Origin of the sequence: Tardiphaga robiniae (genome assembly GCF_001618955.1) — a bacterium.
GTDB classification, from domain to species: Bacteria; Pseudomonadota; Alphaproteobacteria; order Rhizobiales; family Xanthobacteraceae; genus Tardiphaga; species Tardiphaga robiniae_A.
In genome coordinates this window covers 58,677-81,833 of record NZ_LVYV01000012.1, presented here as the reverse complement: position 1 = coordinate 81,833, position 23,157 = coordinate 58,677, and the positions used below count along the sequence as shown (strand labels likewise).

Sequence of the window (23,157 nt, the reverse complement as noted above, 5' to 3'; positions counted from 1 at the left end):
AGCGGTGCGACGCCTCTTTATGTCTCATGCCCTGCATCTTACGTCTCATGCCCTGCATCGAAATCGTCTTCGAAACGCAAATGCTTGACGCTGCGGCCGCGGCGCCGCACGAGCTTCAGGGCCTCGACCCCGATCCTGATATGCCTTTCGACATAGTTCGCGGTCACCTCCTGATCCGACGCCTCGGTCTTCACGCCCTCGGGAATCATTGGCTGATCGGACACGAGAAGCAGCGCGCCAGTCGAAATGTGATTGGCAAATCCCGCAGCAAAGATTGTTGCGGTCTCCATATCGATCGCCATGCTCCGCGTACGACGCAATATATCCCTGAAGCGATCATCATGTTCCCAGACACGACGATTGGTCGTGTACACGGTGCCGGTCCAATAGTCGTGACCGAGATCGCGGATCGTGGTCGACACCGCGCGTTGCAACTGGAACGCTGGCAGCGCAGGAACCTCCGGGGGCAAGTAATCATTTGAGGTGCCTTCGCCCCGAATGGCCGCAATCGGTAGAATCAAATCGCCAATTTGATTTTTGCGTTTCAACCCGCCGCATTTGCCGAGAAACAATACGGCTTTCGGCGCGATGGCGCTTAACAGATCCATCACGGTTGCGGCATTCGGGCTTCCCATGCCGAAGTTAATCAGAGTGATATCATCGGCAGTCGCGTTGGGCATCGGTCGATCTGCGCCCTTTACCAAACTGCCATACGCCGTTGCGAACCATTCGACGTAGTTGTCGAAGTTGGTCAGGAGAACATACTCTCCGAACTCAGCAAGCGGCGTGCCGGTGTAACGCGGCAACCAGTTTTCTACGATATCCTTTTTCTCTTTCATTCCCGATGATCTCGTCCGGAGGTGTGCAACGCCGCCGCCTGTCAAACTAGTGGATAGGACCGTTCCCTGTCCAATGAGACACGCCTGGATTATTTGGGTTCCATTAATCCACTTGCAACTGTGAATGGTCCGGGCCTTGCGTCGAATGCGCGCTGTTCAGGAAGGTGGCTTGCAACAGCGGACGCGCTTGTCCGGCCTGATCGCGCAGGAATGATGTTTTCTTCTGCGACCTCGCACGTAATTGATTGTATAGTTAAGGATATGGAGGGAGGCGAAACGTACTGCATTGCATCAATTCAGCTAAACTCTAGGAACGGAGGTTCGTCATGAAAGTCAAAGAGGTGATGCACAAAGGTGTCGACTGGGTCAGCCCCGACACCCCTGTCACCGAACTCGCGAAATTGATGCGGGGCCATGACATTGGCTGCGTTCCGGTTGGCGAGGACGACCGCCTGATCGGGATGGTGACCGACCGCGACATCGTCTGCAAAGGGCTCGCGAGGAACAGCTTCGACGCCGGCCGCGCGACGGCGCGGGATGTGATGACGGAAGGTATCCATTGTTGCCGGGAGGACGATGACCTCGCAAAGGCAATGCATCACATGGAGAAACTGCGGGTCCGCAGGCTACCGGTGATCAACAAGAGTAAACGGATGGTCGGTATCGTCAGTCTGGGCGACGTCAGCCATTCTGCGTCAGGTGATTTGTTGTCGGAGTGCGTCAAGAGCGTTTCGGCCCATCACTGAAATACGGCCAGTCGGCACGATCGTCGAGCAGCTCGATGACAGAACTTTGCTCGTCGAGCCGCGATGAAGAAGGTCGTGCCGACGCGGTCACGCCATTATCCGCAGGCGCAGCGAGGGCGTAGATCGAAACTGCGGCATGTGGACAGCGAATACGGCCCCAACATTATGCACACGCCTTTTTCGCAGTTTTTTTTTCTGAATGGCTGCAATTTGGCCCGCCGTTCAGATCGAAACTGCGAACTTCTTATGTCATTGAGACCGCCTGATAATATCGACTATTCTTCTCGTCTTGCGCAGCCCTCACATTCGTTTCGACAACGAGCGATGGCTCGCCAATCCCAGTCGTATTGAGATTCTGCCAGGCCCCCCCCACATTATCTTGATAAGGGAGTCCAGGCTGTGCAGATCGTACGGGCTACTCTTGCCGTGACAATTGCGGTTGTCGCTCTGGCTGTCTCCCCCACCACGTCTGTCTCGGCGGAGGGGGGCGGAAAACTCGTGCTGACGATCGCAATCGACGGAGCGATCGGACCGGCAACCGCCAGTTACGTGAAAGATGCTCTCGCCAAGGCAAGCGAACGACATGCCGAAGCTGTCATTCTGCGCCTGAATACGCCGGGCGGTCTCGTCACCAGCATGCGCGAGACCATCGCCGACGTGCTGGCCTCGCCCGTTCCTGTCGTGGGTTATGTTGCTCCGCCCGGTGCACACGCTGCAAGCGCCGGCACTTATCTCCTCTATGCAACGCATATCGCCGCAATGGCGCCAGGCACCAATCTCGGCGCGGCAACGCCCGTGCAAATCGGCAGTCCGGTGCCAGGCCTGCCGGGCATCACCCCTGACAAAGACGGCAAGGACAAGAAAGACAGCGCCCAGCAAACGGAGCCGAAGGATGCGATGATGGCGAAGGTGACGAACGACGCCGTCGCCTTTATCCGCAGCCTGGCCGAGTTACGCGGACGTAACGCCGATTGGGCCGAGAAAGCCGTCCGCGAGGCAGCCAGTCTTTCCGCCAGTGCTGCGTTGCAAGCGAATGTCATTGATCTCATTGCGCGCGACCCGGTCGAACTGCTCAGGCAGATCGATGGTCGCGTCGTGGAACTTCCCGGTGGCGACAGGCGGCATCTGGCTACAAAGGATGCGACGATCGAGACAATCGATTCCGGATGGATCGCGCAATTTCTGTCTGTGATCACCAACCCCAACGTCGCCTTCATTCTTCTGCTGGTTGGCATCTACGGTCTGATTTTTGAATTCATGTCTCCTGGCGCCGTCGCGCCCGGCGTGGTCGGTACGATCTGTCTGCTGCTGGGCCTCTATGCCTTCAATCTGCTGCCGATCAACTATGTCGGCCTTGGGCTGATGATGTTGGGGATCGCACTTCTGATTATCGAGGCTTTCAACCCGACCGTGGTTCTTGGCCTCGGCGGAGCCATTGCCCTGGTCTTTGGCGCGTTGATGTTGTTCAGGATCGAAGCGCCTGGATACCGGCTGTCATGGACGCTCGTCGGCATCGTGACGACGATGTTCATCGCACTGCTTCTCATTGTGCTCGGCTCGCTTCGGCGTGCCCGCAAAGCTCCGGCACGAGTCGGCGCGCAGGCCATGCGCGGCCTGCCCGCCGAGGTTCTCGACTGGAACGACATCGAAGGTCACGTCTTCACGCAGGGTGAGCGCTGGCGAGCCCGCGGCATGGAAACATTCAAGCCCGGAGAGACGGTCGAGATAGCCAGCATCACGGATCTGACGCTGATGGTGCGTCGCCGGCCGGCACTCAGCGCCGGCGAAGGAGGTGTGCGATGATGCTCGATTACATAGCCTATTCGCTGCTCGCGATCATCGTGATCGCCTTTCTCTCCTCCGCCATTCGTATCCTGCGGGAATACGAGCGCGGCATCGTCTTCACGCTCGGACGCTTCACCGGCGTGAAAGGTCCGGGCCTCATCATCCTGATTCCGTTCGTGCAGCAGATGGTGAAGGCCGATCTCAGGGTGATGGTGCAAGACGTGCCGCCGCAGGACGTCATTTCCCGCGATAACGTTTCCGTCAAGGTGAATGCTGTTCTCTATTTCCGCATCGTCGATCCAGAACGTGCGATCATCAAGGTCGGAAACTTCATGGCCGCGACCAGCCAGTTAGCGCAGACCACGCTACGCTCGGTGCTCGGCAAGCATGAGCTGGATGAAATGCTCGCAGAGCGGGACAAACTCAATGCCGACATTCAGGAGATCCTCGATCAGCAAACCGACGCGTGGGGCATCAAGGTCACCAACATCGAGATCAAGGATATCGACCTCAATGAAAACATGGTGCGTGCCATCGCCAAGCAGGCTGAGGCGGAGCGGTTGCGGCGGGCGAAAGTGATCAATGCGATAGGCGAGCAGCAAGCCGCCGAGAAGCTCGTCGAGGCCGGCCGAATCCTCGCTCAGGAGCCGCAGGCGATGCAGCTTCGCTATTTTGCGGCGTTGCACGACATTGCAGGCGAGCGATCATCGACTGTGGTCTTTCCGCTGCCGATGGATCTGCTCAGCCATATGACGCCGCGGCCGGGCGGAACATCGTGACTACCTTCTTATGCTTCAACCCCTGCTGAAGCTTTCGGCTTAAGTTTGCTATGACCCGAACGAACCATGACTTGCACCGGCTTGCTCATCACCCCAATTTACCATCAATGAGTATCCTCGGCGCCCCCGTCGGCAGGCACATGTGACGGGTGTCGTGCGTCGCCGCGCCGGTTTTGTGGGCGCACGTACATCGTCATCGCTTCCGGGAGCTCGGCCTTGACTTTCAGAGCGGCGACAAGCGCGTCCTCGGCGTCCACGACGACATGGCCCGCCTTGCCCTTCAGCTTAAATCCAACAGTAAAATGCATCTGCGCACCACCTCGTCTTCACTGCAATTGTGTCCCCGCCTACTTTCCTCCAGCGGGCGCCATCTCGGCCTTCTTCCCTGTCGACATGTCATTTGACCGGCGCGTGGCACCTCGCGGACGCGCTTCCGGTTCGCAATCAGCCCAGCGACTTGATGATCTCCCGGTAAGCCGTTTCGGGAAACGCTTTCAATGTGCGCGTTCGAATGTTTCCCAGCATACCCAGCTGCAAGTTGAATCGTGCGGCGACGGCATCGTCAGGCGCTTCGTAGATCGCGACGATGTCATAATCACCCATGGTCAGAAAAAACGATTTGAACTCTCCATCCATATCCTTGAGAGCTTTCTTCGCCAGGTCGAGACGACGCGGCGAGTCCTTGACGTGTTGCACACCTTGATCGGTCCAGTTTGCAAGCATGATATATGTGGTCATAGAAGTCCTCCTTACACACGAGGCCCCCGCTCATCTTTACGCCCCAGCCTTGAAGAAAATGATCCGGCTCAACAGCGTGTAGTCCGACTCAAACACCATGATTCCGACAAAGACCAACAACAGCAACGGCGGGAGCAGGATGGCATAGGCCAAAGCCAGACGCTCCCACGCCATATGCATGAAGACCGCAACAATCAAGCCTGCCTTCAACATCATGAACAGCACGATGAGAGACCACCTGAGATATCCCTGCAGGTTGAAGTAATCGACCAGGTAAGAGCATGTACTCAACACAAACAACCATCCCCAGACCACGAGATAAAGCTTGATCGGATGCTGATGTCCCTCGGCATGAGCCACGGGGGGTGTATGGGTTGTTGCATGTAGCGTGACTTCAGCCATGTTTTTCCCTCACCAAAGATAGAAAAAGGCAAAGATAAACACCCACACCAAATCGACGAAATGCCAATACAAGCCGGTGATTTCGACGATCTCGTAGTTCCCCTTCCTGCTTGTGAAAAATCCCCGACGTTCCGTCTCGAAATCTCCGCGCCAAACCTTTCGCGCAATGATGATCAGGAAGATCACGCCAATCGTGACGTGCGTGCCGTGGAAGCCTGTAATCATGAAAAAGCATGAGCCAAATTGCTCCGCACCCCACGGATTTTCCCAGGGTCTCACCCCCTCCATGATCAGCTTGGTCCACTCAAAGGCCTGCATTCCGACAAATGCCGCACCGAACGCAGCGGTCACCAGCATCAGCATTGCCGTTTTGCGGCGATCGTGGCGGTAGCCGAAATTGACGGCCATAGCCATGGTCCCGCTGCTGCTGATCAGCACGAAGGTCATGATGGCAATCAGAATGAGCGGGATGTGTTGCCCTGCAATCGTCAGAGCGAAGACTTCACTCGGGTTTGGCCAGGGCACCGTCGTGGACATGCGCGCCGTCATGTACGACAGCAGGAAGCAACCGAAGATGAATGTATCGCTGAGGAGAAAGATCCACATCATGGCCTTTCCCCACGATACATTCTTGAATGCCCGTTGATCCGAGGACCAGTCGGCGACAATACCTTGCCAGCCCGTGGCCGTCGTTCGGCGCCTTTCAGCGTTTGTCAGCACAGTCTCTGCCATCGCATCGATGCCTTTCCTATGTCAGCAACTGGCGACAGATGGTGACGAAGTCATCCGCCCAGCCTGTCAGTAGAGCGAGCAGGATCAACCAGACCAGGAGCAAGAAGTGCCAATACATCGTGCACAATTCCACACTCAAACGCAGGCGCGAGATTTCAACACCGCGCCATGCCTTGACGATGGTTCTGCTCAGAGCCACGAGACCGCCGAGCAAGTGCAATCCATGGACCGAGGTGATCAGATAGAAGAAGGCGTTGGCAGGATTGGCCGCCAGAAAGTAGCCCCCGGTGTTGAGCTGCTGCCACACCAGCAACTGACCTATCAGGAAAACAACGGCGGAAACGCCGCTCGCAAGCAGGCCGGTCAGCACATTTTCGCTGTCGCCGCGATGTGCCGAAACCTGCGCCCATTGCAGGGCGCCACTGCTCACGATCAGAACACCGGTGTTGAACCACACCAACCCGGGCACGGGCAGCGACCGCCAGTCGATCAATTGCATGCGCATGGAGTAAGCGCTGATGAAGAGCGCAAACAACGATCCGACGACCGCGAGAAACACACCCAAACCTATTTTCGCCGCCGGCAACGACATCGAGCTTCCGCCGGGAAAATCGCCGACCACTCCCTCCTCCAGCCAGGGCTTGGCCGCAAGCCGTTGCTGCGAGAGCCACCATCCCGCAATGGCCGCTATTCCAGCCATGAACAGGACAATGGCCGTCATGGATGCGCTCCCTTCGGCGTCAAGCTGGCGGGCGGTTCGTTCTGGGGGATGAAATCCCGTGCAGCGCCGGGAACGCTATAGTCATAAGCCCAGCGATAGACGACCGGGAGTTCCTTGCCCCAGTTGCCATGCGCCGGCGGCGTCTGCGGCGTTTGCCACTCGAGCGTGGTCGCGTTCCACGGATTGCCGCCAGCCTCCTTGCCCTTGAACAGGCTCCAGATCATGTTGAACACAAATACGAGCTGGGCAAAGCCGACGATAAGCGCTGCTATACTCATGAATGCATTCAGGTCGTGGGCCGACGCCGGGACGAATGCCGTCCCGCCGATGTCGTGATAGCGGCGCGGCACACCCAGCAGCCCGAGATAGTGCATGGGGAAGAAGATCGCGTATGCTCCAAGGAATGTGACCCAGAAATGGAAGCGACCCAGCGTCTCGTTCAGCATCCGTCCCGTCACTTTCGGATACCAGTGATAGATCGCGCCAAACACGACCATAATCGGCGCAACACCCATGACCATGTGAAAATGGGCAACCACGAACATGGTATCGGACAACGGAACGTCCACGACGACGTTGCCAAGGAACAGGCCAGTCAAGCCGCCATTGACGAACGTGATGATGAATGCGAGCGCGAACAGCATCGGAATGGTGAGGTGAATGTCGCCGCGCCACAGGGTCAGGATCCAGTTGTAAACCTTGATCGCCGTGGGGATCGCGATGATGAGAGTCGTTGTCGCGAAGAAAAATCCGAACTTCGGATTCATGCCGCTGACATACATGTGGTGCGCCCACACCACGAAACTCATCGCTCCGATTCCGACAATCGCCCACACCATCATGCGATAACCGAAAATATTCTTTCGCGCATGAGTGCTGATGAGGTCAGAGACAATGCCGAAAGCAGGTAAAGCAACGATATAAACTTCGGGATGGCCGAAAAACCAGAACAGGTGCTGGAACAGCAGCGGACTGCCACCGCCGTACTTCCCCAGCTGCCCCATCTCCACGAGCGTTGGCATGAAGAAGCTGGTGCCAAGAAGCCGATCGAACAGCATCATCACCGAGGCAACGAACAAAGCTGGAAATGCAAGCAATGCCATCACGGTCGCTGTGAAAATGCCCCACACCGTCAGAGGCAACCGCATCAGCGTCATTCCGCGCGTGCGCCCCTGCAGCACCGTCACGACGTAATTCAAGCCGCCCATGGTGAAGCCGATAATGAACAAGATCAGCGACAGCAGCATCATGATGATGCCTGCTTCCTGTCCGGGGCTTCCGGAAAGAATGGCCTGTGGCGGATACAGCGTCCATCCAGCGCCGGTTGGCCCACCCGGTACAAAGAAGGTCGCAACCAGCACCAGCACGGCAAGCAGGTAAATCCAGTAGCTCAGCATGTTCGCGTAGGGGAACACCATGTCGCGAGCACCGACCATCAGCGGGATGAGGTAATTCCCGAAGCCTCCGAGAAACAGCGCTGTGAGAAGGTAGATCACCATGATCATGCCATGCATGGTGATGAACTGGAGATACTGGCTCGGATCGATAAACGAAAACGTTCCGGGGAAGCCGAGCTGCAGCCGCATCAGCCACGACAGCACCAGCGCGACCATGCCGATGGCCATTGCCGTAATCGCATACTGGACCGCAATGACCTTGGCATCTTGCGAGAAGACATATCGCGTCCACCAGCTTCGCGGGTGATAGAGGTCGACCTCACCCACTTCGGCCGGCGGGATTCCTGCGAGTACGTCAGACGGGACATCAACCATTAAAATGTCCTCCTGGATTCATCCTCTGATCGTCGCTCATCGTAAGTGTTACGACGTGCAACGCCGCCGCGCCGGTCCTGCTATTTGCCGCGGGTCTTGTAAGTTGCCTTCGTGATGGTGCGGTGGCCCGATAACGCTGCGAATGTCTGCTGCTTCTCCAGCCATGCATGATATTCGCTATCTTCCTGAACTATGACGTTGCTCCGCATTTGCGCATGCGCGATGCCGCACAATTCCGCGCAAAGAACCTCGAATGTTCCTGTGCGCGTGGGAGTAAACCAGAAGTATGTGACCGAGCCCGGCACCATATCCATCTTCGCCCGGAACTCAGGCACATAAAAATCGTGCAGAACGTCGATTGAGCGGAGCAATACCTTGACCGGCTTCCCGATCGGGAGATGCAAATCGTCGTTCTCAACCACGACGTCGTCCTGACCATTGGGATCGTTCGGATTCAAGCCCAGTGGATTCTCGGCACTGACGTTGCGGGCATCGACCGTCCCGAGCCGGCCGTCTTTTCCGGGCAGCCGGTAGCTCCAGCGCCATTGCTGGCCCATGACCTCGATCTCTGTTGCATCGGAGGGCACCGTCACGAACTGATGCCAGACAACCAAACCGGGCGCCAACATCGCTCCGACACCGATCGCGGTCCCTATGGTGAGCCACCATTCGAGCCTTTTGTTTTCGGGCTCATAGGCCGCTTGTCTTCCTTCCTTGTGATGAAAACGGAAGATGCAATAGGCGATGAATGCGACGATCACGAAGAAGACCGCCCCGGTGATCCAGAACGTCATGGTGATCGTGTCGTCGATGTAACTCCAGTTCGATGCGATCGGCGTCCACCACCATGGGCTAAGGAGGTGAAACAGCACCGAGGCGACCGCGACCAACAGCAGTATGAATGCTACAGCCATCCCTTGTTCATCCTTGCCTCTAGAGGCTGCGGACAAGACTTAGAAAAGGGCGCAGTTCACGTCTGCATCGATGGCTGATTTCGAGCTCGCCATCACAATGCTGGCCGCCTTGCCCTCTAACCGGTCGCAACATCGAATTCGAAAAGTTGCGATCGCTGGTGTCATCGAACTACGGGCATTTGCCACTACAGGATGTTCCCCGGCAGGCTTGATTGTCAATAGACCGGCTCATTCCTCACGACAGACGATAGCACCATGATCGAACCGTTGAGCAATGGCACGCGCACCGGATTCCCATATCGCACTGCAATGCACGACGCCGTGCGCCCGCACGACAGACAAAGTGATGCTCTAATTGCCATCACGCACGTGACGAAACGTAGACCTTGCAAACGAAGAATTCACCGAACAGTGCGTGCTATTCCTTCCGTATTGCGCTAAACTTGCTGCACAGGTTGCGACAGGTTTTGCTCGGCAAAGCTCTCTTCGTTGAACTTGGCCGTTTTCCAGAACCAGTCGCGATTTCTGCGCACGAAGGCGAATACTCGTCATTTGAAAATGACCTGATCTCGCCGGTGCGAACGTACGGGAGATTGTGACCATGGCCACTCCGTATTCTGACAAGATCTCGCAGACAGCACCAGGCGCTTCCGATAGCGTCATCGCCCCCGTCATTCGCAAGATCGGGTTGTCCGATCTGCATGAAGCGTTGCGGCTGGGCTGGGAGGACTTCAAGGCGGTTCCGAGTCACGCCATTATTCTGTGCGTCATCTATCCTGTTCTCGGGCTTGTGCTGGCCAGAATGACGCTTGGCTATTCGGTGTTACCGCTGCTTTTCCCGCTAGCCGCCGGTTTTGCGTTGATTGGTCCTTTTGCAGCCCTCGGTCTCTATGAACTCAGCCGCCGCCGCGAACGCGGCGAAGAGGCGTCGGCGTGGCATGCACTCGGCGTGCTGCGCTCGCCGTCCTTTGGAGCCATGCTGGGCCTCGGCACGCTCCTGCTCATTCTGTTCGTGGTCTGGGTGACCACCGCGAATGCGATTTACGTCTCCAAGTTCGGCAATGCCCCTGCGGCCAGTATTCCCGATTTCGCGTCGCGCATCTTCACAACCACAGAGGGGCACCAACTGATCGTCCAGGGCTGCGGCGTCGGACTATTGTTCGCTATCATGGCCCTGTGCGTTAGCGTCGTGGCGTTTCCGCTGATGCTCGACCGACATGCGAATGTGACAGATGCAGTTCAGACCTCGCTGCGGGTCGTGATGAAAAATCCTGTGACCATGGCCGCGTGGGGCCTGATTGTTGCCGCGCTGCTGGTGGTCGGTTCGCTGCCGTTATTCGTCGGTCTCGCGGTTGTTCTGCCCCTACTCGGTCACGCCACCTGGCATCTTTATCGCAAGGTGCTGGAACCAGACCCGAATCCTCGGCAGGACCCTCCCCGTCCTCCGAAAGGGCGGCGCTATGCGGCCGATTTTCCGGTCTCTCTCTTCCCGTGGGGCCGTGATAAGCCGTAGGCCGAAACAAACGACCGGGACGCACGTTCGGGCTCCACAATCGGTCGAGCAGCCCCACGCGGATGAAATCCAGCCCGGATAAGGGGCGATCCCGGATATCCGCCGGAAGCGGACTCCGCTCCCGGCAGGGTGTCCGCCCACTATCTATTAGGAGAAGCCAAACAGCTTTGCCGGATTTGTGACCAGTATCTTTTCCAGCAAGGCATCGTCCGGCGCGTAGCGATAGAGCAATTCAAGCAGGTCGGCGTCGTTCGGCGGCTGGACGACCGATACAGGGTGCGGCCAGTCGCTTGCCCAGACGCAGCGATCGGGCGCGGCTTCGAGATAGGCTTGCGCGATGGGAACGACATCGTCCCACGGCGGACCTTTCCTGGATGTCTTTTCGCCGAGTGAGAGCATCACCCAGAAATTGCCCTTCGACAGCAGATCGAGAACCGCACGCAAGTTCGGATCGTTCTTGCCGAGCGTTGGATCCGGGCGGCCCATGTGATCGATGAGGACCGGCACCTTGAGAGACGCGATCTTGTCGAGATTGGCGACGATGCCGTCCTTCTCCGGCTGGAATTTGGCGTACCAGCCGAGTTCGGAAATACGTGCGATTGCGCGTTCGTAGTCGCTGTCCGAAAGCACGGCGCCGAGTTCCTTGCGAAAGCTGAACCGCGCCCCGCCGACGCCGGCGTCATTCAGCTTGGCGAGATACGCATCGTCGCGTTCGGCGAAAACCAGCGCATTCGCGCAGGCTTTGTAGTTCGGCCCCATCGCCGCCAGCCCGTCCAGAACCACCGAATGATCGGCACCATATGTCGTCGTCTGCACGATGATGCCGCGCTCGATACCAAGCGCCTTGTGTACCCGAAGCGCAGCCTCCCAAGTCGCCGTTGGCATCTGATAGGCCGCGCCGGGCCGGACGGGATAGCGTTCCACCGGACCAAGCACATGGAACTGGCTGTCGATGCTCTTCGGCGGCGGCTTGCGGGATGGCGTGCGCGGGTTTGGATCAAATGGAAGATAGTCGGGCATCTGTCTGCTCCTTTAATCGATCACCGCAGTGAAATCGCATTGCACCAGGGCGCCGCCCTCCATCTCCATGGAGAGCGCGTGACGGGCCGGGCGCGAATGTTCGTCCGGGAACATCTTCAGCCACTCGACATTGACCGGCCCACGATTGCTGCGATCCTTCAACCAGACCGTCATCTTGATGATGTCGTCGGTGCTGCCGCCCCCGGCTTCCACGATCGCCTTCATATGCGCGAACATGTTGGCGCACTGGCTTTCGAGATCGGGCGGCATCTCGCTTGTCTTGGGATCGCGGCCGAGGATGACGCCGGACATCAACAGATTGTTGATGCGGCAGGCATTGGGGATCGGATTTGCGTGCTTGAACTCGCCAATATGAACGCTGCGGCGGCGCCTGGAAGATGTCATGGCTGCAGTCTCCGGATAACGGTCAAACGAATTGGCACGACACCGAGCCATACGGCCCGTAATCGGCATGTATCGTATCGCCGCGGCTGACCTCGATCGGACGCGTGAAGGATCCGGCGAGCACCACCTCGCCTGCAGCGAGATATTCGTCGTGCGGCGCAAGGCGATTGGCGAGCCACGCGATGCCGTTTGCCGGATGGTTCAGCACGCCGGCGGCGACGCCGGTCTCCTCGATCTGGCCATTCCGGAACAGCAGCGCGCTGACCCAGCGCAAATCGACATCCAGCGGACGGAATGGACGACCGCCGACCACAAGCGCGGCATTCGCTGCGTTGTCGGAGATCGTGTCCACCACCGTGCGGGGCTTCTTGGTTTGCGGATGCACGCGGTGCATGCGCGTTTCCAGGATTTCGAGCGCCGGTGTGACGTAGGCTGTCGCGTTCAGCACGTCGAAGATCGTACAATCCGGCCCGCGCAGATCGGTCTTGAGCACGAAGGCCAGTTCGACCTCGACGCGCGGCGCGAAGAATCGTTCATAGGGGATGGTACCGGCATCCTGATAGAACATGTCGGCGAACAGCACGCCGTAATCCGGCTCGGAGATGCTGACCGCATTCTGCATCGCCTTCGAGGTCAGGCCGATCTTGTGGCCTTTGATCACCCGCCCGCGTTCGAGCTGCAGCGCCGTCCAGGTCCGCTGGATCGCATAGGCATCCTCGATGGTGAGATCGGGATAGTCAGCGGTGAACATGGTGATGAGCGTCTTGGTCCGCTCCGCCTCGTCGAGGCGACGGGCCAGCGCATCGATGACCGTCTGATCAAGCACCGTTATTTCTCCTCTGCGACGACGTTGCGAAGAATGCCGATCTGCCTGGACTCGACCTCGACGACATCGCCTGGCTTGAGCCAACGCGGCGGCGTGAAGCGGGCGCCGGCGCCGGTCGGCGTTCCGGTCGCGATCATGTCGCCGGGCTTCAAGGTGGCGAATATCGACAGATAGGAAATCAGATAGTCGAAGGTGAACATCAGCCGCTCGGTCGAGTCGTTCTGACGCTCCTCCCCGTTCACCCGCGTGACAATATCGTGCGTCCCCTGCGGATCGCATTCGTCGGCCGTGACGATCCACGGCCCGACGCTACCGGAACGATCGAAATTCTTGCCCTGGGTGACGTTGAACTTGCCGTGGTGCAGCCAGTCCCGCACCGAGCCTTCGTTGCAGAGAGTCATGCCGAAGATGTGCGACCACGCATTCTCTCGCGTAATGTGACGACCTTCCTTGCCGATGACGATCACGAGCTCGCCTTCGTAGTCGAGCTGCTCGGAGATCTTCGGCTTTTCGATCGGCTGATCGGAGCCGACCACCGACGACGGGTTGCGGACGAACAGGCTCGGATATTTCGGCAAATCCGAGCTGTCTTTGTATTCAGCATTGCGGTCCTTATAGTTGACCCCGATGCACCAGAGCTTCTCCGGCGCCGGGATCGGCGGCAGCAAGACCAGATCCGACAGTCGATGATCGGGCTTGCGGCCGGCGCTCACCTGTTTCGCCTTCGCCAGCCCGTTGCCGGCGATCAAGCTGCGCAGATCGGGAAACTCCGATCCAAGCAATGCACTGAGATCGATAACGCCGTCATCGGCCACCACGCCGTAGCGGCTGTTTCCGCCGGTCGAATAGCTGCATAGTTTCATGAAGGCTCCTGAATAATTCACTGGATCGATTGCCGCCGGATCGCGGTGCCGGACCGGCTGCTCGAGTTGCGCCCGCGGCGTTCTTCCAATTACTTCGATGTCTGGAATACGGACTTCAACGTGAAGATCTCGCCTAGCCGCGCGTAACGCGGACCGGCAATGCGGGCGATCGGATCGAGGCTCTCGGTTTCAATCTTGCCGTTGGCGAGCAGATCATCCTTGATGTGAAATGCGACCACTTCGCCGACGATCAACCGGCTGCGGGTATCGCCGAATTCGAGGCATTGCCGAAATCGGCATTCCATCGCAATAGGCGCCGCCGTCAGCCGCGGCACCCCGATATGGTCGCTGGGGGTCGTCTCGAGACCGAGGACTTCGACCTCACTCACCTCCGGCGGATGTTCCGCGGAGCTTTCGTGAACCGCCGACATCAACGGCGAATCCGCGATGTGAATGACGTATTCTTCGCGATCCAGGATGTTGCGCGCCGTGTCTTTGTAGACGCCTGATTTGCGGCCGACGCTGATTGCCAGCATCGGCGGCTTGGGCGAGACGAAGGTGAAAGCACTGAACGGCGCAAGGTTGACGGTACCTGCCTGCGACAGGCTGGTCACCCATGCGATCGGTCGCGGGACGACGATGCCGGTGAGCAGACGATAAGCCTTTTCGGCGCCAAGTTCAGCGGGATCGATCTTCATTCGTCAATCCGCCTTTACGTTGGCCTTGCGCACGACCGGAATCCACTTGGCGTCCTCGCGATCGAGATAGGCTCTGAACTCACCCGGCGTCATCGGGAGCGCTTCGGCGCCAAGCTTTTCGAACTTGTCGACCACGCCTGGCTCCTTGAGAATCTCAGCCAGCGCTTTGTTCAATTTATCGGCGACCGGAGTGGGGGTGTTCGCCGGAGCAAACAGCCCTGTGAAGGTCTGGCCGTCAAAATCCGGATAGCCGAGCTCGGCGAAAGTGGGCACGTCCGGAAGCGTCTTCAGTCGATGTGGGCTCGTGACCGCCAAGGCGCGCAACATTCCACTCTTGATATATTGAAGGCTGACCGACAGTTGATCGAATGCGAACTGAACCTGGCCGCCGAGCAGGTCATTGGTCGCGGGCGCGTTGCCGCGATAATGCGCCGTCACCCAACGAATCTCGAGCTTGGACTGCATGAGTTCGCTGAGCAGGTGATTGGTGGTGCCCGGCCCCGGAGAGGCCATCGTCAGCTTGCCCGGATCGCGCTTCGCGAGTTCGAGCAATTCGGCGAACGACGTAGCCTTCACGGAAGGATGAACCTCGAGCACCAGCGGCGTCATCGAGATGCTCGAGATCGGCAGGAAGTCGCGCTTCCAGTTGTAGGCGTCGCGCTTGTTGATTTCGGGAGCGAAGAGAACCGGACCATTGGCGCCGACCATGAGCGTGTAGCCATCATTCGGCGCCTTCGCCAGCGCCTCACCGGCGATCATGCCGCCAGCGCCCGACTTGTTTTCGATCACGAAGGGCTGGCCCAATTTCTCTTGCAGCCGATCCGCGACAATGCGCGCCGCGCTATCGACATTGCCGCCGGCCGGATAGGGCACGATCAGTTTGACAATGCGCGCGGGCCATTCCTGGGTCGTCGCCGCGCCATTAACCAGCGCCGCGGCAATGGCTGCAGCGATCCATAGCGACTTCATCATTTCCTCCCGCCAGATGCGGCTTTCACGCCGCAGACCGTATGTTCGACGCCGATTGGGACCAGCGCTCTTGCGGCGAACCATTGGTTCAACCGCTTTACTTGTCGATGCCAATGTGCGGTTATTGTCCACATTATGGACACCGGATTGCCGACAACGCTCGACCCGGAGCCGCGACAAGGCGCACAGGCGATCCGGCGCGCGCTCTTCCTCCTGCGCGTTCTTGCAGCGGGCGGTGAGAGCGGATTGCCGTTGAAAGAAGTCGTCCAAGCGACGCGCCTATCGCGCCCGACCGTACACCGGATCATTCATGTCCTGATGGAGGAGGGGCTCGTCGAGCACCACGAGCGCTCGGGCCGCTACTTAATCGGCACGCAGGTCCCTGAATTGGCACTCGCTCGGCCATCGCGCTCGCCATTGCTCGCAGCGGCCGACGACATTTTGCGCGAAACGTCGCAACGGGTCGGCGATACACTGTTTCTAACGGTGCGCACCGGCAACGACACTTTATGCGTGGATAGGAGAATTGGCTCATATCCGATCCAGGTACTCTCGATCGCCGTCGGCGCGCGGCGGCCGCTCGGCGTCAGCAGCGCAGGGATCGCCATCCTGGCCGCGTTACCGGCTCAAGAGTCACGCAGGATCGCTGCGACGAATGAACCTCGATTCGCGGGATATCGGACCAACCGGCAGACCGTGTTGTCAGAGATCGCCGACGCCCGGCGCAGGGGCTATGGCGTGCGCGAAGTCGGATTGGTCCAGGGCACGAAATCGATTTCGACCTGGATCAAGACAGCTGGTGGCGATCCGGCGGCGGCCCTCACCGTATCGGCCGTCCGAACACGGCTCGGCCCACGACGCGAGCAGGAAGTTGTCGAAACGCTTTTGAAGGCAGCTTACGAGGTCGAGCAGAAAATCCGATAAGCAAGCACGCGTCGCCCAATCCAAGGCAAAGGTCCGCTTGCGACATATGCAGCGATTGAGCAGCCAATCGACGGCTGGCTGTTCTAATTTGAACGGAAAAGTCTGGCGCGCCGTTAGGAATACAATCACGAACTCATATATCGTTGAAATTGCTTGGGATTTCATAAGACGTCCCATGGCGTGAGGCTCGTCGGCATCGATTCCGGCCTCAAGACACACGTCACAACTCCGCGCGCCACGGCGGCTCCGGGGTGCTAATATAGTCGAGACCGCACGACCGAAGATTTCACCCGTGGGATTGAAACGCGGTCGGGAAACGATTGCGCACGAAGAGATGCACTCCAAAAAACAACGGCCGACCGTAATTGCGGTGAGTTGGCTGGGACGTGGAGGACGCTATGGCGTGGCGTGACGACAAGGCCCGGGCAACTCTGATCCGCGACGCGGCGGGAAGCGTGCAGCCGGGCAAGGCCCCCCGAACCTTTGCCGAGCTTATGTTCGGCTACACCAATGTCGAGGACCTCGCCAGTTACGATGCCTCCTCGCTTGCCTTCCTGGCGGAGCAAGCCTGGGAGCATGTACAACGACGCACGGCGGGTCGTGCCGATATCCGCGTCGTCAATCCGATAATGCCGGACGGGCGCGAGATGTCCGTGCTCGAAATTCTCAACGACGATATGCCTTTCCTGTTCGATTCCATCATGGCGGAGCTCGCCGAGCAGGGCATCGAAGTCACCCTCGTCGCTCACCCCATCATCGCGGTGGAGCGCGATGACCAAGGCAAGCTCCTGCACTTCCACGGTGAAGCACTGCCGGAAGGGGCAAAGGGCGTGCGCGAGAGCCTGATTCACCTCCACATCACCCGCCTCGACGCCGACGCTGACCGCGAGAGGCTGATTGACGGCCTCACCAGGACGTTAAGCGACGTGCGCGCCAGCGTCGCGGACTGGCGCGTCATGCGCGACCGCGTCGAGAACGCGATCAAGACTTTCTCTTCCAATCCACCGCCGCTGCCGATCGACGAGGTCGCCGAGGCCAACCAGTTCCTGCAATGGCTCTGCGCGGACAATTTCACCTTTCTCGGCGTGCGCGAGTATCGCTTCTCGCCCGACAGCGATGCGTCGGACGACATCACGACCGCTGAGGGCCTCGGCATCCTCCGCGACCCCGATGTAAAGGTCCTGCGCCGCGGCAGCGAAATGGTGGTGATGACGTCGGAAATTCGCGAGTTCATGCGCGAGCCGACCCTACTCATCGTCATCAAGGCCAATGTGAGTAGCCGCGTTCATCGCCGCATCCGGATGGATTATATCGGCATCAAGCTCTATGCGCCCGACGGCCGGCTCGAGGGTGAATTGCGAGTCGTCGGCCTGTTCACCTCAGGCGCCTATACGCGCTCGGCACGACAGATCCCCTATGTTCGCCACAAGGTATCGCGGGTGCTCCAGCGCGCCGGCTTCGATCCGAACAGCCATTCGGGCAAGGCGCTGATGCATATCCTCGAGGAGTATCCGCGAGACGAACTATTCCAGGTCGACGTCGACACCCTCTTCAATTTCGTCATGGAGATCCTGATCCTCTATGAGCGCCCCCGCGTCCGGGCGCTCGCTCGGGTCGACAAATTCGATCGCTTCGTCTCCATCCTCGTCTTCATTCCGCGCGACAAATACGACACTGATGTGCGCATGCGCGTCGGTGCCTTCCTGTCGCAGATCTACAAAGGGATGCAGGCGGCCTCCTACGTGTCTTTCCCCGAAGGAGCATTGACGCGCGTTCACTACATCATCGGACGCTATGAAGGTAAGACTCCTGCCGTCGAGCGCGCCACGCTGGAAGCCGGGATCAGCGCCATTGCCGCGACCTGGGCCGACAAGCTGAAGGCCGCGCTGACTGCGTCTACCGATGGCATGCGGGCGCGCATGCTCGCCAATCGCTATGCCCAGGCCTTTACCGGCGGCTATACCGAGGTTTCCACGGCGGAACAGGCGATAGCCGATATCACCACCATCGAAAGGCTCACGCCAACCCGCCCGGTGACGATTTCGGTTCATCGCTTCGAGGGCGAGGACGATCCCAGACGCTTCGCCCTGAAGGTGTTCTCGGATGCCGCGCCGCTGTCGCTGTCCTATCGCGTGCCGGTGATCGAAAATCACGGCCTGCGCGTGGTCGATGAACGTACCTATCAGATCGTGCCCGGTGCTAGGCCCGACCCGGTGTGGCTGCACGACATGACGATCGAGACCAGCGACGGCCAGCCGATCGAGATCAACCGGGAATTCAGCCATCGGCTCGAAGCCTCGATCATGGCGGTGGTCGGTGATCGAGCCGAATCCGACGGATATAACGGGCTGATCCTGCGCACGGCCCTAGGCTGGCGCGAAGTCTCGACCATCCGGGCGCTGTCCCGCTATTTGCACCAGATCCGCGCGCCGTTCAGCCAGGATTATATGTGGGAGACTCTGCGCAAGAACGCAGCGATCACCGCCAACCTCGTCGCGCTGTTCCAGGCCCGCCTCGATCCACGCCTCACCCTTACTGATTCCGAGCGCTCGGCCCGGGAGACCGCCCTCCTTGCCGATATTGAGGAGCAGCTCAAATCCGTCGCATCGCTCGACGAAGACCGCATCCTCCGCCGTTTCACCAATCTGGTGCAGTCCACCATCCGCACTAATTTGTGGCAGGTCGGTGAGGACGGACATCCGCGTCCGGTGATCTCCTTCAAGTTCGACGCGCGCGGAATCGAGGACCTGCCGGCTCCACGACCGCTCTACGAGATTTTCGTCTATTCTCCCCGCGTCGAAGGCATTCACCTGCGCTTCGGCAAGGTTGCGCGCGGCGGACTACGGTGGTCCGATCGGCCGCAGGATTTCCGTACCGAGATCCTCGGCCTGGTCAAGGCCCAGCAGGTCAAGAACGCCGTGATCGTGCCGGTCGGCGCCAAAGGCGGCTTCGTGCCCAAGCGCCTGCCACCGCTCTCCAGCCGCGACGCGTGGCTCGCGGAAGGTACCGAAGCCTATCGCATTTTCGTTCGCTCACTGCTCGAACTCACTGACAATCTCGACGGCGACGACCTCCTCCCGCCCGACTCGACCGTGCGGCATGATGGCGACGATCCTTATCTGGTCGTCGCCGCCGACAAGGGCACCGCCACCTTCTCCGACATCGCCAACGCGATTTCGGCCGAGAAGAACCATTGGCTCGGCGACGCCTTCGCCTCCGGCGGCAGCCAGGGCTACGACCACAAGAAGATGGGGATTACGGCACGAGGCGCCTGGGAGGCGGTCAAACGCCACTTCCGCGAGCTCGGCACCGACATTCAGACCATGCCTTTCACCGTGGTCGGCGTCGGCGACATGTCCGGCGACGTCTTCGGCAACGGCATGCTACTCTCGCCGGCGACGAAACTCGTTGCGGCATTCGATCACCGCGACATCTTCATCGATCCCTCCCCCGATCCGGCGATTAGCTACGCCGAACGCAAGCGCCTGTTCGACATGCCGCGATCGAGCTGGCAGGACTACAACAAATCGCTGATCTCGCAGGGCGGCGGCGTATTCTCGCGCTCCCTCAAGGCGATTCCGCTCGCACCGGAAGTGCGCACCGTGCTCGATCTCGACAAACCGCAGGCAACGCCCTTCGAGGTGATGACGGCGATCCTGAAGGCGCGCGCAGACCTACTGTGGTTTGGCGGCATCGGCACCTATATCCGGGCGTCGGTGGAGAGCGACGATCAGGCCGGCGACCGCGCCAATGACCCGATCCGCATCACCGGGACCGACGTTCGCGCCAGGGTGATTGGCGAAGGCGCCAATCTCGGCGTCACCCAGCGCGGCCGCATCGAAGCGGCGCAGACGGGCGTCAAGCTCAACACCGACGCGATCGACAACTCGGCCGGCGTGAATACGTCCGACGTCGAGGTCAATATCAAGATCGCATTGGCGCGCCCCGAGCGCGAGGGACGCCTCAGCCCGGCTGACCGTAACACCCTGCTTGCCGCGATGACCGACGAAGTCGGTGCGCTCGTCCTGCGCAACAACTATCTGCAGACGCTCGCGCTCTCGCTCGCCGAACGCAAGGGCGTGGCCGAGACCGGCTTCCTCACTCGCCTGATGCAGTCGCTCGAGCAGCGCGGCCTGCTCAGCCGCGCAGTCGAATTCCTGCCCGACGACGCCGCGATCACCGAGCGCACGCGGCGCGGGCAGTCCCTGACGCGGCCTGAGCTTGCCGTGTTGCTCGCCTACGCCAAACTGACGCTCTACGACGACCTGCTCGGCACCAGCGTGCCGGACGATCCTTATCTCGCCCGTGAGCTCTCCGGGTATTTTCCGGGCCAGGTTCAGGACAGGTTCCCGACAGCGGTAGAGTTCCATCGCCTCCGACGCGAAATCATCGCGACCAGCCTCGTCAATACGGTCATCAACCGCGGCGGCCCGGCGTGTATCGTGCGCCTGATCGACGAAACCGATGCCGATATCCCCACCATCGTCATGGCCTATGTGGCGGTGGATGAATCCTACGGGCTCAAGTGGCTAAATGATGCGATCGATACGCTCGACGCCTGCATCGAAGGGCAGTTGCAGTTGTCCCTCTACGAAGCGGTCCAGGACCTTCTGCTTTCCCGCATGGTCTGGTACGTGCGCAATATTAATTTCAAGGACGGCCTTGAGGCGGTGATCGCGCGTTTCGGCCCGGGTATCCGCGAGATCAGGGCCTCTCTCGACAACGCCCTGCCACCGGACTTGCAGGCCGCGCGCGGCAAGCGCCGGCAGGAGCTGACCGATGCCGGCGTCCCGTCCGGCCTCGCCGGCGAACTGGCCGATCTCGACACCTTGGTCTCGGCGCCGGACATCGTGACGGTCGCCGAGCGCACCAGCCGCAGCATCGTCGATGCTGCCGCGACGTTTTTTGCCGTCGAGGCCAATTTCCGTCTCGACCGCATCATCGCTGCCGCGCGCAGCGTGCCGGCCAGCGATCGTTTCGAACGCCTCGCCATCGACCGCGCCGTCGATCTGATCGCGTTGGCCGAAAGAGGCCTCGCTGCGGATATGCTGGCAACCGGCCAATCCGGCCAGCAGGCTGCGGAGACCTGGCTTGCAGCTCATCCCGAGGCGACGCGCATCCGCCGCGCAGTCGAGGAGATTGCGGCAGGCGGCCTGACGCTCGCCAAACTGATGGTGGCGGCAAACCTGCTGGGGGACTTGGTCAAAGGCTGAGGCGTGCGGGCAGCGATGTGAAACTCTAAAGAGCAATGCTAGCGCAGGTTGTTAGCCAGCGAACGGAGGAACCCAATGATCCACGCTACTTGCCATACCGCTGATAATGTTCGCTGCATCGAGTTCGATGCCACACCCTGGTTCAGCGAGGCTAACGCTCCGAGCATTATCGATTTGGCCCAACGCGGATGGGCCAGCACAGCGATTGCAGACTCCCTTGAGCGCCGACGAGGATACGAACGCTTGCACGACCTCGTTGAGTATGCAGCGAAGCGACTGCAACCGGAATCCCTGGAGGACCCCACCTGGGAAACCTTCGAGTGCGTCGTCGATGGGCCCGAGGCCGTAGCCTGGCTCGAGAAAAACCGGCCCGACGTTGTGGCAAGGATCCCGTAAGCTGCGGAAAGCGCAGCAATGGCCACGATGATTGGCGGCATCACAATGAAGCGGAAATGGCGCGCCCGAAAGGACTGCACGCCACAAACGCCTGAGGCTTGAATAATAAGGGCAAATCATCACTGCCGCGAACCGAGGCGTACCACCTCTTGTGACCACCCACAAGCGGAAGAGAGGCCACTTCCAAGATAAGCGCAGCCACGCAATATTGCGTACCTTCACTTCAAGAAACTAAAACCCCAGTGTTGGATAACTTTGTGCGGTCGCGACAGGTCTTCTGTAAGAAGAAGGAAGGGCGTGTCTTTGTCGAGCCTACCTGTTCCTTGCAAAATTTTAAGCTGCACGCGCTCGTAGGCAAGTGACGGCGTAGCAACTTCAAGCTCCAGACAAAGGCGCACGTGGGCGAAATCTTCTTCTGACCGATCGGAGATTGGTATGGTCCAGCGCCCTTTAGCGGCTTTTACTTGCGTGCTCTCCTCGTCAGGCCCTTTTAACTCCACGCCCGCTGACAGGGCTTCTCCCGCCTTCACTATGATTGGCGCGGTATCACTGTGGAACCAAATTGCACGGTCGCTGCAGTAGCCATCATCTATGCCCTGATCAACGAGTAGCGTGTACCGTAGAATAACTGCCGGTCGGTTTCCGCCGTTGATAAGCGACAAAGAAAACTCGTTGTTAATTGACAGGTGGTCTCGATCTTCAAGTTGCACATCAGGCAACTTCGAGACAATCAATCGGAGGTCGTCGGTTTCCCGCAGCACAGAAAAGTAAAGAGACAAAGCGGAAAACACTAAGGCTCCCCCGGACATCACCGTTGTAACAACGTCCTTCGTCGTAAAACCGCGTTCTTTCTTATGCGGCCTTTTTCGCGCAAACCGAAACGACTTCAAACTCCACCCCTA

The 23,157-nt window shown here is 59.4% G+C and carries 21 protein-coding genes; 6 read left to right on the top strand and 15 right to left on the bottom strand.

Features of this window, described 5'->3' with window-relative positions:
- Positions 1-38: 38 nt before the first annotated feature.
- A complete protein-coding gene (locus A4A58_RS13610) occupies positions 39-839 on the bottom strand; it encodes an AMP nucleosidase (protein ID WP_068732867.1) in 801 nt (266 codons plus the stop codon).
- A 326-nt stretch (positions 840-1,165) separates the two neighbouring features.
- Here A4A58_RS13610 and A4A58_RS13605 point away from each other — a divergent pair, with 326 nt between their 5' ends.
- The 3 genes from A4A58_RS13605 to A4A58_RS13595 all read left to right on the top strand — a co-directional run bounded on the left by A4A58_RS13605 (position 1,166) and on the right by A4A58_RS13595 (position 4,149).
- Positions 1,166-1,585 carry a CBS domain-containing protein gene (locus A4A58_RS13605; RefSeq protein WP_068732864.1) on the top strand — a complete coding sequence of 140 codons (420 nt, stop codon included), beginning with the start codon at positions 1,166-1,168 and terminating at the stop codon, positions 1,583-1,585.
- Between the two features lie 399 nt (positions 1,586-1,984).
- Complete coding sequence (locus A4A58_RS13600; RefSeq protein ID WP_068732862.1) at positions 1,985-3,388, top strand: NfeD family protein; 1,404 nt, start codon at positions 1,985-1,987, stop codon at positions 3,386-3,388.
- Positions 3,385-4,149 (top strand): slipin family protein, encoded by a 765-nt coding sequence (locus A4A58_RS13595; RefSeq protein WP_068732860.1) that lies wholly within the window; start codon positions 3,385-3,387, stop codon positions 4,147-4,149. The genes A4A58_RS13600 and A4A58_RS13595 overlap by 4 nt, the downstream gene beginning before the upstream one ends.
- A gap of 104 nt (positions 4,150-4,253) precedes the next feature.
- On the opposite strand, the gene A4A58_RS13590 is transcribed toward A4A58_RS13595, so the two are convergent.
- The 7 genes from A4A58_RS13590 to coxB all read right to left on the bottom strand — a co-directional run bounded on the left by A4A58_RS13590 (position 4,254) and on the right by coxB (position 9,428).
- The gene (locus tag A4A58_RS13590; protein ID WP_068732858.1) at positions 4,254-4,457 is read right to left on the bottom strand and encodes a hypothetical protein; all 204 of its coding nucleotides are present in this window, start codon (positions 4,455-4,457) and stop codon (positions 4,254-4,256) included.
- Positions 4,458-4,593: 136 nt separating this feature from the next.
- Positions 4,594-4,887, bottom strand: a complete 294-nt coding sequence (locus tag A4A58_RS13585; RefSeq protein ID WP_068732857.1) for a GYD domain-containing protein — start codon at positions 4,885-4,887, stop codon at positions 4,594-4,596.
- Between the two features lie 36 nt (positions 4,888-4,923).
- Positions 4,924-5,289, bottom strand: a complete 366-nt coding sequence (locus A4A58_RS13580; RefSeq protein ID WP_068732855.1) for a cytochrome C oxidase subunit IV family protein — start codon at positions 5,287-5,289, stop codon at positions 4,924-4,926.
- 9 nt (positions 5,290-5,298) lie between these two features.
- Positions 5,299-6,021 (bottom strand): heme-copper oxidase subunit III family protein, encoded by a 723-nt coding sequence (locus A4A58_RS13575; protein WP_068732853.1) that lies wholly within the window; start codon positions 6,019-6,021, stop codon positions 5,299-5,301.
- Between the two features lie 16 nt (positions 6,022-6,037).
- Positions 6,038-6,742, bottom strand: coding sequence for a cytochrome c oxidase subunit 3 (locus A4A58_RS13570; RefSeq protein WP_068732851.1), 705 nt, complete (start codon positions 6,740-6,742; stop codon positions 6,038-6,040).
- The gene (locus tag A4A58_RS13565; protein WP_068732849.1) at positions 6,739-8,514 is read right to left on the bottom strand and encodes a cbb3-type cytochrome c oxidase subunit I; all 1,776 of its coding nucleotides are present in this window, start codon (positions 8,512-8,514) and stop codon (positions 6,739-6,741) included. The genes A4A58_RS13570 and A4A58_RS13565 overlap by 4 nt, the downstream gene beginning before the upstream one ends.
- 80 nt (positions 8,515-8,594) lie before the next feature.
- A complete protein-coding gene (gene coxB, locus A4A58_RS13560; RefSeq protein WP_068732848.1) occupies positions 8,595-9,428 on the bottom strand; it encodes a cytochrome c oxidase subunit II in 834 nt (277 codons plus the stop codon).
- A gap of 601 nt (positions 9,429-10,029) precedes the next feature.
- Between coxB and A4A58_RS13555 the strand changes: the two genes are divergently transcribed.
- Positions 10,030-10,941, top strand: a complete 912-nt coding sequence (locus tag A4A58_RS13555) for a DUF2189 domain-containing protein (protein WP_068732847.1) — start codon at positions 10,030-10,032, stop codon at positions 10,939-10,941.
- 147 nt (positions 10,942-11,088) lie between these two features.
- On the opposite strand, the gene A4A58_RS13550 is transcribed toward A4A58_RS13555, so the two are convergent.
- The 6 genes from A4A58_RS13550 to A4A58_RS13525 form a co-directional block, all read right to left on the bottom strand.
- The gene (locus A4A58_RS13550) at positions 11,089-11,961 is read right to left on the bottom strand and encodes an amidohydrolase family protein (RefSeq protein ID WP_068732846.1); all 873 of its coding nucleotides are present in this window, start codon (positions 11,959-11,961) and stop codon (positions 11,089-11,091) included.
- A gap of 12 nt (positions 11,962-11,973) precedes the next feature.
- Positions 11,974-12,366, bottom strand: a complete 393-nt coding sequence (locus tag A4A58_RS13545; RefSeq protein WP_068732845.1) for a RidA family protein — start codon at positions 12,364-12,366, stop codon at positions 11,974-11,976.
- Positions 12,367-12,388: 22 nt separating this feature from the next.
- Positions 12,389-13,198 carry a 2-oxo-hept-4-ene-1,7-dioate hydratase gene (hpaH, locus tag A4A58_RS13540; protein ID WP_433993628.1) on the bottom strand — a complete coding sequence of 270 codons (810 nt, stop codon included), beginning with the start codon at positions 13,196-13,198 and terminating at the stop codon, positions 12,389-12,391.
- Complete coding sequence (locus tag A4A58_RS13535) at positions 13,195-14,055, bottom strand: fumarylacetoacetate hydrolase family protein (protein ID WP_068732842.1); 861 nt, start codon at positions 14,053-14,055, stop codon at positions 13,195-13,197. The genes hpaH and A4A58_RS13535 overlap by 4 nt, the downstream gene beginning before the upstream one ends.
- Before the next feature lie 89 nt (positions 14,056-14,144).
- A complete protein-coding gene (locus A4A58_RS13530) occupies positions 14,145-14,753 on the bottom strand; it encodes a flavin reductase family protein (protein ID WP_068732840.1) in 609 nt (202 codons plus the stop codon).
- A 3-nt stretch (positions 14,754-14,756) separates the two neighbouring features.
- On the bottom strand, positions 14,757-15,722 hold the full coding sequence (locus A4A58_RS13525) for a Bug family tripartite tricarboxylate transporter substrate binding protein (RefSeq protein WP_068733699.1): 966 nt from the start codon (positions 15,720-15,722) through the stop codon (positions 14,757-14,759).
- A gap of 135 nt (positions 15,723-15,857) precedes the next feature.
- On the opposite strand from A4A58_RS13525, the gene A4A58_RS13520 reads away from it, so the two are divergent.
- Together A4A58_RS13520 and A4A58_RS13515 are read left to right on the top strand one after the other, a co-directional pair.
- Entirely contained in the window at positions 15,858-16,646 is a 789-nt protein-coding gene (locus A4A58_RS13520; protein ID WP_068732838.1) for an IclR family transcriptional regulator, read from the top strand.
- A gap of 386 nt (positions 16,647-17,032) precedes the next feature.
- Positions 17,033-21,859: an NAD-glutamate dehydrogenase gene (locus A4A58_RS13515; RefSeq protein WP_081421859.1), complete on the top strand. Its 4,827-nt coding sequence runs from the start codon at positions 17,033-17,035 to the stop codon at positions 21,857-21,859.
- 614 nt (positions 21,860-22,473) lie between these two features.
- On the opposite strand, the gene A4A58_RS13505 is transcribed toward A4A58_RS13515, so the two are convergent.
- Complete coding sequence (locus tag A4A58_RS13505) at positions 22,474-23,145, bottom strand: hypothetical protein (RefSeq protein WP_139069854.1); 672 nt, start codon at positions 23,143-23,145, stop codon at positions 22,474-22,476.
- Between the last annotated feature and the right edge of the window lie 12 nt (positions 23,146-23,157).

What these genes read in the sequence shown, in the direction of transcription:
- A4A58_RS13610 (WP_068732867.1), bottom strand. Translation starts at nt 839, where the DNA reads ATGAAAGAGAAAAAGGATATCGTAGAAAACTGGTTGCCGCGTTACACC.
- A4A58_RS13605 (WP_068732864.1), top strand. Translation starts at nt 1,166, where the DNA reads ATGAAAGTCAAAGAGGTGATGCACAAAGGTGTCGACTGGGTCAGCCCC.
- A4A58_RS13595 (WP_068732860.1), top strand. Translation starts at nt 3,385, where the DNA reads ATGATGCTCGATTACATAGCCTATTCGCTGCTCGCGATCATCGTGATC.
- A4A58_RS13590 (WP_068732858.1), bottom strand. Translation starts at nt 4,457, where the DNA reads ATGCATTTTACTGTTGGATTTAAGCTGAAGGGCAAGGCGGGCCATGTC.
- A4A58_RS13585 (WP_068732857.1), bottom strand. Translation starts at nt 4,887, where the DNA reads ATGACCACATATATCATGCTTGCAAACTGGACCGATCAAGGTGTGCAA.
- A4A58_RS13580 (WP_068732855.1), bottom strand. Translation starts at nt 5,289, where the DNA reads ATGGCTGAAGTCACGCTACATGCAACAACCCATACACCCCCCGTGGCT.
- A4A58_RS13575 (WP_068732853.1), bottom strand. Translation starts at nt 6,021, where the DNA reads ATGGCAGAGACTGTGCTGACAAACGCTGAAAGGCGCCGAACGACGGCC.
- A4A58_RS13570 (WP_068732851.1), bottom strand. Translation starts at nt 6,742, where the DNA reads ATGACGGCCATTGTCCTGTTCATGGCTGGAATAGCGGCCATTGCGGGA.
- A4A58_RS13565 (WP_068732849.1), bottom strand. Translation starts at nt 8,514, where the DNA reads ATGGTTGATGTCCCGTCTGACGTACTCGCAGGAATCCCGCCGGCCGAA.
- coxB (WP_068732848.1), bottom strand. Translation starts at nt 9,428, where the DNA reads ATGGCTGTAGCATTCATACTGCTGTTGGTCGCGGTCGCCTCGGTGCTG.
- A4A58_RS13555 (WP_068732847.1), top strand. Translation starts at nt 10,030, where the DNA reads ATGGCCACTCCGTATTCTGACAAGATCTCGCAGACAGCACCAGGCGCT.
- A4A58_RS13550 (WP_068732846.1), bottom strand. Translation starts at nt 11,961, where the DNA reads ATGCCCGACTATCTTCCATTTGATCCAAACCCGCGCACGCCATCCCGC.
- A4A58_RS13545 (WP_068732845.1), bottom strand. Translation starts at nt 12,366, where the DNA reads ATGACATCTTCCAGGCGCCGCCGCAGCGTTCATATTGGCGAGTTCAAG.
- A4A58_RS13535 (WP_068732842.1), bottom strand. Translation starts at nt 14,055, where the DNA reads ATGAAACTATGCAGCTATTCGACCGGCGGAAACAGCCGCTACGGCGTG.
- A4A58_RS13530 (WP_068732840.1), bottom strand. Translation starts at nt 14,753, where the DNA reads ATGAAGATCGATCCCGCTGAACTTGGCGCCGAAAAGGCTTATCGTCTG.
- A4A58_RS13525 (WP_068733699.1), bottom strand. Translation starts at nt 15,722, where the DNA reads ATGAAGTCGCTATGGATCGCTGCAGCCATTGCCGCGGCGCTGGTTAAT.
- A4A58_RS13520 (WP_068732838.1), top strand. Translation starts at nt 15,858, where the DNA reads ATGGACACCGGATTGCCGACAACGCTCGACCCGGAGCCGCGACAAGGC.